The 12135-nt window shown below is 34.1% G+C and carries 8 protein-coding genes, 1 rRNA gene and 2 pseudogenes; 3 read left to right on the top strand and 8 right to left on the bottom strand.

Annotated elements, in window-relative coordinates:
• Positions 1–477: ribosomal RNA gene (locus B7R67_RS21210) — 16S ribosomal RNA — on the bottom strand; the annotation flags it as partial.
• A gap of 707 nt (positions 478–1184) precedes the next feature.
• On the opposite strand from B7R67_RS21210, the gene B7R67_RS21205 reads away from it, so the two are divergent.
• On the top strand, positions 1185–1544 hold the full coding sequence (locus B7R67_RS21205; RefSeq protein ID WP_088072988.1) for a YgzB family protein: 360 nt from the start codon (positions 1185–1187) through the stop codon (positions 1542–1544).
• A 34-nt stretch (positions 1545–1578) separates the two neighbouring features.
• Here the strand turns inward: B7R67_RS21205 and B7R67_RS21200 are convergent, their stop codons facing one another.
• The 7 genes and pseudogenes from B7R67_RS21200 to B7R67_RS21175 all read right to left on the bottom strand — a co-directional run.
• Entirely contained in the window at positions 1579–2016 is a 438-nt protein-coding gene (locus tag B7R67_RS21200; RefSeq protein WP_088072987.1) for a Fur family transcriptional regulator, read from the bottom strand.
• Positions 2017–2358: 342 nt separating this feature from the next.
• Positions 2359–2820, bottom strand: coding sequence for a thioredoxin-dependent thiol peroxidase (bcp, locus tag B7R67_RS21195; RefSeq protein ID WP_088072986.1), 462 nt, complete (start codon positions 2818–2820; stop codon positions 2359–2361).
• Between the two features lie 82 nt (positions 2821–2902).
• Entirely contained in the window at positions 2903–3310 is a 408-nt protein-coding gene (locus tag B7R67_RS21190) for a potassium channel family protein (RefSeq protein ID WP_088072985.1), read from the bottom strand.
• Between the two features lie 53 nt (positions 3311–3363).
• A complete protein-coding gene (locus B7R67_RS21185; RefSeq protein WP_088072984.1) occupies positions 3364–4149 on the bottom strand; it encodes an ABC transporter permease in 786 nt (261 codons plus the stop codon).
• A gap of 3 nt (positions 4150–4152) precedes the next feature.
• Entirely contained in the window at positions 4153–4944 is a 792-nt protein-coding gene (locus tag B7R67_RS21180) for an ABC transporter permease (RefSeq protein ID WP_088072983.1), read from the bottom strand.
• Positions 4937–5074 (bottom strand): annotated as a pseudogene (locus tag B7R67_RS22870) (daunorubicin ABC transporter ATP-binding protein); the annotation flags it as partial. The pseudogene B7R67_RS22870 and the gene B7R67_RS21180, both read right to left, overlap by 8 nt.
• Positions 5075–5160: 86 nt before the next feature.
• Positions 5161–5950: pseudogene (locus B7R67_RS21175) on the bottom strand (ABC transporter ATP-binding protein); the annotation flags it as partial.
• A gap of 271 nt (positions 5951–6221) precedes the next feature.
• On the opposite strand from B7R67_RS21175, the gene B7R67_RS21170 reads away from it, so the two are divergent.
• The gene (locus tag B7R67_RS21170; protein ID WP_088072981.1) at positions 6222–7523 is read left to right on the top strand and encodes a glutamate-1-semialdehyde 2,1-aminomutase; all 1302 of its coding nucleotides are present in this window, start codon (positions 6222–6224) and stop codon (positions 7521–7523) included.
• A 92-nt stretch (positions 7524–7615) separates the two neighbouring features.
• Positions 7616–12019, top strand: a complete 4404-nt coding sequence (locus B7R67_RS21165) for a glutamate synthase-related protein (protein ID WP_088072980.1) — start codon at positions 7616–7618, stop codon at positions 12017–12019.
• The last annotated feature ends 116 nt before the right edge of the window (positions 12020–12135 follow it).

The raw sequence follows: 12135 nt of genomic DNA, 5'->3' as shown, positions 1-12135 counted from the left end.
CTTATTCAACTAGCACTTGTTCTTCCCTAACAACAGAGCTTTACGACCCGAAGGCCTTCATCGCTCACGCGGCGTTGCTCCGTCAGACTTTCGTCCATTGCGGAAGATTCCCTACTGCTGCCTCCCGTAGGAGTCTGGGCCGTGTCTCAGTCCCAGTGTGGCCGATCACCCTCTCAGGTCGGCTACGCATCGTCGCCTTGGTGAGCCGTTACCTCACCAACTAGCTAATGCGCCGCGGGCCCATCTATAAGTGATAGCCGAAGCCATCTTTCAATAAAGGAACAGGAGTTCCTTTATGTCATCCGGTATTAGCTCCGGTTTCCCGAAGTTATCCCAGTCTTATAGGTAGGTTGCCCACGTGTTACTCACCCGTCCGCCGCTAACTAATTGGAGCAAGCTCCAATTAGTCCGCTCGACTTGCATGTATTAGGCACGCCGCCAGCGTTCGTCCTGAGCCAGGATCAAACTCTCCATAAAAGTTAAGTTTAAATCTTGTATTGCTCAAAAAACTAATAATTGACGTTTACTTCATGTTTTGTTTAGTTTTCAAAGTTCACTTGTTTATCGCTCAGAAGCGACTTTTTAATATTAACATTCTTGTAAAAGCTTGTCAACATTTCGTTTAAATCTTTTTTCGAAGCCGTTATCTCTCGGCGACATAGAATAATATATCATCCTTAAAAGATATGGTCAACACTTTTTACAACTTTTTTTGAAAAAGTTTTATTAATGGTTCCTGTTGTTCCTTAACAAGAAACTTTATTAATTTTTAGGCACTATACTCATATGAAAATGAAACCCCATTTCATCGAGTAAAAATTAAGCTGCAGTGTATTATACAGAACCCTCTAGTCTTATTTTAAAAATGACAGTTTCAAATTGTATTCAAAACACAACAGATCATTTCAGTACTGTTTTTTCCTGCTTCTGATCATTTTGAGTGAATTTAATCATTCGTTCTGTTTTGTTAATCTCGAAGAATAACCGAATAAGAAAAGCTCAACTGAATTGTAACTCTTCTTAATTAATTAGCTTTTTCAAAGATTAACCTCATTTATAAAACGATATATTAATAAAGAAAGTAAAAAATTAACTCATAGCTAAAGTTTGAATCGATTTATTTGTTAGCACTAACATTTCCCATTCTTTTTATGCTATATTTACAATGAATGGGGTGGACAAAAATGGCAAAAAAGAAAAGTAGTAAAATTAACAATATAAGAACGTTTGCACTTTCATTATTATTTATTGGCTTCATTATTATGTACGGTGGTGTTTTTTTCAGAGAGCATAAAATTGTTATGACACTATTTATGCTTGTAGGATTTTTAGCAATTATTGGTAGTACCGTTGTTTACTTCTGGATTGGAATGCTTTCTACTAAGACTGTTCAGGTAGTTTGTCCTAATTGTAATAAGACAACAAAAATGCTTGGAAAAGTAGATATTTGCATGTATTGTAACGAACCACTTACATTAGATCCTTCATTAGAAGGTAAAGAATTTGATGAGAAATATAATAGCAAACGTAACGCTAAGCAATAACAAAAAAAGCACATTACAATTAGTAATGTGCTTTTTATGATAGATTTTTTTCTTTACATTTAGGACAAATACCGTATACTTCCATTCTATGGTTGGTCACTTCAAATCCCGTTTCCTTCTCAACATAAAGATTAATTCCTTCTAATCCATCATAATGAAAATCATTCATTTCACCGCATTTTTCACAAATGATATGATAATGATCAGTTGTTATAAAATCAAAACGACTAGAAGAATCACCGAAGTTTAATTCTTTAACCATTCCTACTTCACGTAATACTCTGAGATTATTGTAAACTGTTGCCACACTCATATTTGGAAATTTTCCCTCAAGTGCTTTATAGATTTCATCAGCAGTTGGATGTGTTCCACTATCTATTAAATATTCTATAATTGCATGCCTCTGAGGTGTAATACGTACGCCGCTATTCTTTAAATGTAAAATTGCATCTTGAATATTTTCTTTATGCAACGCCGCTCTCCCCGTTTCTAAAAAATTAGTTCCAAAATTACTTACTTATTATTAGTTTATTCAACCGTAAGAATATTTGTCAACTTTTTGAGAATTTCTTAAAAAAATTAGCTAATTCATTTAATATACTTTTAAACAAAAAAATAGTGCGAGAAATCTCTCGCACTTAAATATGCTATCATCTGAGGAGGTATGCCCTATACTTCAATATATTCCTAAATACTTTATAGGTATAGACGAAAAGCTCGATTATTTAGATAAAAGATTACTCTATGCTAAATTTATTTAGTTAAATAACAGTATTAAGCGCCTCATTCAAATAATAAGTATGTACACTTTAAACTATTGACTAATTACACTAAATACATCTTCAACGTGATTCTTCACTCGCACTTTTTGCCATACTTTTTCGATACAACCTTCTTCATCAATTAAAAATGTTGTACGCTCTATTCCCATATATTCCTTACCAAAATTCTTTTTTAACTTCCAAACATCATACAACTTTGCAACTTCTGTCGTTTCATCAGATAGTAATAAGAATGGTAAATCATATTTTTCTATAAATTTTTTATGACTTTTTATTGGATCTGGGCTAATTCCTAAAATAACCGTTCCACTATTCACAAACCTTTCGTATGAATCTCTAAAATCACAAGCCTCTGTAGTACATCCAGGTGTCATATCCTTTGGATAAAAATATATAACTACTTTTTTCCCTTTAAAATCCGATAACGATACATCTTCCCCATTATTTGCGGGCAATGTAAAATCTGGTGCTTTAACTCCAATTTCGACTGTCATACTATATCTCCTTCATTATAAATATTTACGTTTTACTTTAATCAGTTTGTAGACAAAGTACAATCATTTTAGCAAGCATTTTTTACCGTTCTTCTTTAAAAACTTGTAAAACAAATGCGGCTGGCATCGTATAGCCAATAAGTGCCTCAATCATAGCTACCCATCTACCTATACCAACTGGCACAATATCACCATATCCTACTGATAATAATGTAATTGCACTAAAATAAAGGCATAACCCCATTATATGGTAATTTGTTCCTTCGATAGGCATAGTATGCTCAATTAATATTGGTCGTGGACCATGTTCCAAAATAAAATATACTGCACTGAATCCAATCAGCACCGTTCCATATATTAAAAACAAAATAATGTAATTATTAATTGAAATAAGTCCCTTACTTACCTTTGTCGTAGAGGAAGTCCATAAATACACTAAACTATAGAGTATCGCAAATATAGCAATAAAAAAGAAAAAAGCAGTTCCCATTTCAATCACCTCATTTCAATTTATGAAACAAGCTATTGAAATAGAATACATGCTTAATTCCCTGCACCTTTATATTTTTTTACCCCTTGATTCCAAATTAAAACAGATAATACAAACACAATTAACCCCATAACAGGTGTAAAAAATGAATATACATACCATTCACTTCTACGTAAAAAATATGCCGCTGGATAAACACCAACAAAAGCAAAAGGTAAAATCCATGTTAATACAAACCGAATGATTGGGTGATATATATTAATTGGATAGCGTCCATAATTCCCTATATTATACATTAGTGGCATGATAGACGTTCTTGCATCTGACCAAAATCCTATACTAGCTAACGAAATAAAGATTCCGGCATAAACAAGCATTCCACCTACAGCCATTAATAAAAATAAAATTGGGTCATACCAAGTTAACGTTAAACCTAATTTAGCACCTGCATAAATCATAATGAACAAGCCAGTTATCGCTCCAAGCAATGATTCTAACTCCATTTTTTCTAATACTACTTGAAAAAGGCTATGGATTGGACGAGTTAAAATCCGATCAAACTCACCTTTTACAATATAACGATCATTAAAGTCCCATATATTAAAAAATGATCCAAATAAAGCAAAAGGAACTAAAAAGAAACCATAAATAAATACAATTTCATCTCTACTCCATCCTTTTATAAGTGAAGTGTGATTAAAAACTAATAAAATAAAGATTAAATTAACGGCTTGAGCCATTAGATCAGATAAAAATGACAAAAAGAAATTTGCTCTATAATGAAATTTAGTTTTTAAATACTGACCTGAATACTGAAGAAAAATATTAATATAAAACATTCATTAACCTCCTTGTATAACAAGATGCTTTTTAGCTTTATACCAAATAAGCGTAATAGGGATACATAAAATGACAATCCAAATAATTTGAAAAAGTAGTCCGTTTAAAATCATTTCTCCCTTAATGCCTTTTGCAAAAATCATACTCGGTATATAACTAATCCCTTGAAAAGGTAAGTACTTCATAACATCTTGTGCCCATACAGGGAAAAAGGTTATCGGAATTGTCAATCCAGAAAATAGATCAATAATAACACGCTTTGCTTGTATAAATCCCATATTATTTTGAAGAAAAAATGCCATTAATCCAGTTAATAAATTTAATTGAGTATTAATTGCAAAACTGAAAACTGAAGCAATTAAAAACAAACCTAAAGTAGTAAGGTTAAAAGAAATATCTAATCGGAAAATTAGAGCTACTAATATAAATCCTGGGATTGAAAAGAAAAAGAATCTAAATATCCCTTCTCCCAAACCTTGCATCACTTTTGTAAGCAAATAATTGTATGGTCTAATAAGCTCAATCGCTACCTTACCTTCTACAATTTCTTCTGCTATTTCACGATCAAGATTATTAAAATAAAAGGCTCTTGCCATCCAAGCAATCGCAACATAAGTCGTCATTTGGTTTACTGAAACACCTTGAATCGAGCCTTGATGTCCATAAATTGCTTTCCATAAGAAGAAATACGCCCCTATATTAATCGTATAAATGATAATCCCTGTATAATAATTAGTACGATAAGCTAACATCATTAAAAAACGGATACGAATAATTTCAAGATACTTACTCATTACTTATACCCTCTTGATAGATGTTACGAATAATTTCCTCAGTCGATATTTCTAACATCTTCATATCTTTTACAGGATTTGATTGAACTACTTTTGCAATTATCATTGATATTAGCGTTTCATCATTTGGTAATGTTACATTCCAAACATTTTCTCCTTCTTCTTCCTTCCACTTCACATCAGTTCGTCCGATTAATTCATTTAATTCGTTCTGATTTACAGGTTTAATAAATTGGAATTGAATTTCCTTCTCTTCTCCCCACTGACCTTTTAATTGTTCAAGTTTGCCATCATAGATAATTTTCCCTTCATCTAACATAACAACTCGATCACATAAAGCTTCAATATCTGAAATATCATGAGTCGTTAACAAAATCGTCGTACCGTATTTTTGATTTAATTCTTTTAAGAACTCACGAATTTTCAATTTTACTAATACATCTAACCCTATTGTTGGCTCATCTAAAAATAATAAAGGTGGATTATGGATTAGTGCAGCTGCTAATTCACATCTCATTCTTTGGCCTAAAGATAATTTTCTAACTGGTTGATCTAATAATGGTTCGATATCTAAAGTTTTAATAATATAGCCCATATGCTCTTCATATTGCTTATCCGGAATTTGATAAACTTTTTTAAGTAAACGAAATGATTCTTGTACAGCAATATCCCACCATAATTGAGATCTTTGGCCAAAAACAACGCCAATTGATTTTACAAATCTCTCACGTTCTTTTTGAGGGTGGAATCCATTAACTGTTACTTCTCCTGAAGTAGGAGTTAAAATCCCTGTCAACATTTTAATTGTCGTTGACTTACCTGCCCCATTCTCACCGATGTAGGCCATCATCTCTCCCTTTTTAACTGAAAAACTTATATGATTAACAGCTGTTTTTGTTTTATAGTTTCTTGTAAATAAGTCTCTAAATGCACCTTTTACACCAGAGCGACTTAAGAAAGTTTTAAATTCTTTGTGTAAATTTTGTACTTCAATTATGTTTTCCATAAAACTGCCTCCATTTTTTATTCCGTCGCTTAGTTTATTTGAAATAGGGACTAAGTACAATAAAAAAGTACTGAAAAGTATTTTCCAATTTTTTCGGTCGGGTTATATGAAAAATATAGATTCTACAAAATGTTCAAATTTCTTTTCAACTTGTAAAGGCTTACATTTACCACACTCTAAAATTTCGTGCTAGAATGTAATTTAAACACATAAATAATGTAAAGATGTCGGTTAATTTCTTTCATTTTTAAATATTAATGGGAGGTACTCCATGAATAATCAAAAATCAATTGAAATACATAATGAAGCTTTAGAACATATAGTAGGCGGAGTTAACAGTCCTTCAAGATCGTTTAAAGCAGTAGGCGGCGGGGCTCCTGTCACAATGAAACGAGCAAAAGGCGCATACTTTTGGGATGTTGATGGTAATCAATACATTGATTACTTAGCAGCATATGGTCCAATTATTACAGGTCACGCTCACCCACATATTACAGCAGCTATTACAAAGGCAGCTGAAAACGGTGTATTATACGGTGCTCCTCATGAGCTTGAAGTAAAATTTGCAAAAATGCTAAAAGAAGCTATCCCTAGTATGGATAAAGTAAGATTTACAAATTCAGGTACAGAGTCTGTAATGACAACGATCCGTGTAGCAAGAGCTTACACTGGTCGTACAAAAATCGTTAAATTTGCGGGTTGTTACCACGGACATTCAGATTTAGTACTTGTAGCTGCTGGCTCAGGTCCATCTACACTTGGTACTCCTGATTCTGCTGGAGTTCCTCAAAGCATCGCCAACGAAGTTATTACCGTTCCGTTTAATGATATTGAAGCATATGCTGAGACAATGGAAAAATGGGGAAATGAAGTAGCAGGCGTTCTAGTTGAACCAATCGTTGGAAACTTCGGCATTGTAGAACCAAAAGAAGGCTTCCTAGAAGCTGTAAATGAAATTACTCATGAGCACGGCGCTTTAGTGATTTACGATGAGGTTATTACTGCCTTCCGATTTATGTACGGTGGAGCACAAAATTTATTAGGGATCGAACCTGATTTAACAGCCTTAGGTAAAATTATTGGAGGCGGTCTACCAATTGGTGCATATGGCGGTAAAAGAGAAATTATGGAAACAGTTGCTCCTCTAGGACCTGCTTATCAAGCGGGAACAATGGCAGGAAATCCGGCATCAATTGCTGCTGGGATTGCATGTCTAGAAGTATTAAAACAAGATGGTGTTTATGAAGAGTTAGATCGTTTAGGTGCACTTCTTGAGGAAGGTATCCAAGAAAAAGCAAATGAACACAACATCCATATAAAAATTAACCGATTAAAAGGTGCATTAACTGTCTATTTCAATGTAGATGAAGTAACGAACTATGAAGAAGCGAAACAATCTGATGGAGAAGTTTTCGGGAGATTTTTCAAACTCTTATTAGAAGAAGGAATCAATTTAGCACCTTCAAAATATGAAGCTTGGTTTTTAACAACCGCTCATACAGAGCAAGATGTTATCCAAACAATTACAGCAGTTGGAAATGCATTCCAAAAATTAGCTACGATTAAACAATGATATATGCGAGGTCACTAATTGAAGTGGCCTCTATTTATACATATCTAATTCTGAATAATCAAAATTATCTATTTTAATCAGGAGGTAGTTAAATGAAAAAACAAGTAAAAACAGATTGGTCACCAAGTTTATTTAAAGATTATTCCAACCACGAACATGACGCATGTGGAATTGTTGCATTTATCAATCGTTCTTTAACTCAAACAAGAGAAACAGTTGATATCGCTGCTGAAAGTCTTAGAAAAATGAACCACCGAGCTGGATTTACAAACGGAGAAGGCGATGGTGTTGGTATACAAACTGATATTCCAAGCTTACTTTGGCAAGAAAAACTTGCAAGTGTAGGTATAAGTCCAGAAATAGTCTCTCACCCTTCATTTACCGTAGGTCATTTCTTTATAGATCAAGAATCACAAAATCAAATACAAGATTTACTCCAATTATTTGAAGAAAATGGATATGAAACGCTATACCATAGTTGTCATCAAACTAATTCTTCAGCACTTGGTCCAATCGCTCAAGCAGTAGAACCTGGATTCTTGCAAGTGGCATTACTTCCTATTAAAAATCGTCAAAACACTTCAATTTTTGATTTAACAAATCTAATTCATGAACAAACAAATGTAACAGTTATCTCTCTCAGTCAATCCACTTGTGTTTATAAAGTAATGGGGACAATCGACACTTTATTGTCATACTATTCCGATTTAAAACACCCTAATTTTCAATCAGCGGTTGTAGTTGGTCATAATCGTTATTCAACAAATACATCTTCATCATTTTCTAGAGTTCAGCCATTTAGCATCTTAGCACATAATGGTGAAATTAATACAATTGAACAATTAAGAATAGAAGCAAAACAAATTGGTGCAAACATCAAAACTGGTAATAGTGATTCACAAGATGTAAACATTACACTTGAGACGCTAATCCATAAACATGGTTATTCATTAAAAGAAGCGATGGAATTATTATTTCCACCTGTACCTGCAGAATTCGAAACAGATCGGGAAATAGCGTCAATTTATCAAACAATAAGAAGTGCATTTGGTCCATACTGTCAAGGTCCGGCTGGAGTTCTAACTAGAGAAGGAAATGAGTTTGTTGCAAGTCTAGATGCTTTAGGCTTACGCCCAGTTTGGCTACTCGAAACAAATGATTATTTTGTTTTCTCTTCTGAACAAGGGATCATATCACCAGATTTATTCATATCTGAACCACACGCACTTTCTCCAGGTGAAAAAATCGGTATTAATTTATTAAAAGACGGTGTTCAACTATTATCTCACCGAGAAATAACGCATTTTGTTACGACTAAATTAGATGAAAAATTATCTATTAATCTCGCAAATAAACATTCAATCTTCAATTCAAATGATGTTGTCGAACACTCTCCACCTTCAATCAATCCATTTGAATATGGTGCGTTTGGGTGGCAGAAAGAGCAAATACAACTAGTTGAACAAATGGCCGAAAAAGGTGCTGAGCCTATCCGTTCATTAGGACATGATGCTCCACTCGCTTGTTTAGATGAAGCTAGAAAAAACCTTTCTGATTACATGAAAGAAACAGTTGCAGTTGTGACTAACCCTGCAATTGATAGAGATCGAGAAACAGAGCATTTCTCTACCTCTATTGTTTTAGGTAAAAGACCATCCCTCAATAACCAGAAATCTGGGATTGTTCTAGAACTTCCATCTCCAATAGTTGGTGACGGTTTTGTAGGTAAAACATTAAAATCAACTAGAAAACAATTTACGTATGAAGAAGTAGAAAATTTGTATCAATTAGAAAATAAGCTTTTAACAATTCATAGTACATTTTCGAATCTACCTTTAGAAGAAACATTATCACAATATAAATTTGAGGTAATTGAAGCAGTTCAAAATGGTGCAGAATGTATCATTATTACAGATGAAAATGCCCATAAAAATAATCAATATTGGATTGACCCAGCACTTATTACTGCTACCATTCATAACGGACTTGTAAGTGCGAAATTAAGAAGAAACTGTTCGATTCTTTTAAAAACAGCAGCAGTTCGTAATCTTCATGATTTAATGATCATGAAAGGGTTAGGAGCTGATGCAATTAATCCTTATTTCCTTTTTGGTACAGTTTCGGAATTAGAAGCACCAGAAAAAATTGTAAGTTTATATGATGTTTTAAATAAAGGGATTGAAAAAGTTATATCAACAATCGGTATGCATGAATTACGTGGATACGCAAAAATGTTTAGTAGTATTGGGTTACACGAAGATGTTGCGTCTGCATTAGGAATCATAAATTTCTTTGGTGACAAAGAAGTTTCAGGATTTAAATTATTAGAAGCTGATGCGAAAAAACGAAGTGAAGATTACATTGCGAATAACTCGGCAATGCCAAAATCATTCCATGTTTTCCCTCGAATTTGGAAAGCAATTGGTGAAACTGCCCAAACTGGAAATTATGAAACATATCGTCAAAAATTAAATCAAATTGAAGAAGAGCGCCCAACAGCAGTGCGACATGCCCTTTCTTTAGTGGAAAGTAGTTTACCTATTGATTCAACACAAGTTTCACTAGAAATTGGAAATCATTCATTACCGTTTATTATTAGCTCAATGTCTTTCGGATCACAAAATGAAGTTGCTTTTAGAGCATATGCTGAAGGGGCTAATCGTCTAAATATGATTAGTTTAAATGGTGAAGGTGGAGAAATCCAAGATATGATTGGGAAATATCTAAACACACGTGGACAACAGGTTGCGTCTGGTCGATTCGGTGTAAACGCCAACTTACTCCACTCTTCTAATTTGATTGAAATTAAAATCGGTCAAGGTGCAAAACCTGGTGAAGGTGGTCACTTACCTGCATCTAAGGTTACAAAAAAAATTGCTGAAACAAGAAATGCTACACTTGGCTCAGACTTAATTTCACCTTCAAATAACCATGATATTTATTCAATTGAAGATTTAGCTCAAATGATTAGTGAAATTAAAGCAGTCAATCCAAATGCAAAAGTAGCCGTTAAAGTCCCAGTCGTTCCAAATATCGGTACAATTGCTGTAGGAATCGCCAAAGCAGGTGCGAATTATATTAATATTAGTGGATTCGACGGAGGTACTGGTGCCGCACGTGTTCACGCAATTCAAAATGTAGGTCTACCAGTTGAAATAGGTGTTCGTGCAGCTCATAATGCACTTTTAGAATCTGGATTACGTAACTCTGTAGAAATTTGGGCAGATGGCGGAATGAAAAGTGTAAATGACGTAGTAAAAATGATGATACTAGGAGCAAATCGAATTGGATTTGGAACGTTATCAATGATTGCAATCGGTTGTACTACATGTCGAGGTTGTCATTTAGATACGTGTCACGTTGGGATAGCAACTCAAATTGAATCAGAAGTAGAAGCTGTTCGTCACGGATTGCGTAAATTCACACCTAGACAGCTTGAAACTGCAGTCACAAATTTAGTTCAATTCTTTACTGCCTTTAAAATGGAATTACAAGAAATTGTTGGATCATTAGGCGTTAAAAATGCTCAAGATTTAGTCGGTAAAACTGAATTCTTAAAACAAACAAGATTTTTAGATGTTATAAATTTAAGTCATTTACTATCGAGAGATAAAATTGAGACTAAAGAGTATGTACTTTCAGATGGCGAATCAACTAAAGTACTCCAAAGTAGTGATATTGGCGTTTATGCCAAAGTTGATAATGAATATCGTCACGCAGGAAGCTTGTTGATTCATGACTTAATAGTGAAAAAACAAGCGAACAAGGTTGCATCCCCTGTTGAAATAAGCTTTGAAGACCAATCTATTCCTGGAAATGGTTTAGGAACTTATACAGTTGAAGATTATACTGTTTACGTTCAAGGTGGAGCACAAGATGGAGTTGCGAAAACCGCTTTCGGAGGAACTATTTTTATTAGTAAGGCTAGAGGTGCGAACGGAAAATATTTCGGAGGTTCAGTTGGAAAATGCTTTGCATACGGTGCACAAAAAGGACAATTTTTCATCCAAGGTAATGCTGACTCACGCGCTGGTATTCGACTATCAGGAGCAGATGTAGTAATAGGCGGTCGAAATCTATCAAAACAACCAGTTGCACAGAAAACAAAACTTGGACCAAATGCAAATATCAATGGATTTGCATTTGAATATATGACTGGCGGTCGAGCTATCGTACTTGGAGACCCAGGTCCATGGATGTGTGCTGGAATGACTGGTGGAGTCATATATGTTCGAAACGCTCCAGAACTGGGTCTTACGAAAGAAGCATACAAAAACAGAATGGCCAAAGGTGCAAGTGTAAGCATTATTCCGATTGATGAAACAGGAAAGAACGATGTAACTGACCTACTAGAGAAATACAAATCACTATTAACACAGCACAATCAACAAGATGAAGCAAAATTTGTTCAAACTTTATTAGCAAATATAGAACAAAACTTCTTCCAAATTAAACCTAAAAAAGATCAAGCTGACCCTTCAGTTTCAACTGAATAATAATTATTAAGTAAAAAGAAGCGAAAATTAATTCGCTTCTTTTTTTTCTTTGTCTAAAGTCCTTTAATGTCTTTTCCTTCTCTTTAATCCTGCCGTTCCTTGTTCCTGCTCTTAAG

The sequence above is a fragment of the Gottfriedia luciferensis genome, assembly GCF_002156865.1.
Classification (GTDB): Bacteria; Bacillota; Bacilli; order Bacillales; family Bacillaceae_G; genus Gottfriedia; species Gottfriedia luciferensis.
This window is presented reverse-complemented; position numbering and strand designations above follow the sequence as displayed.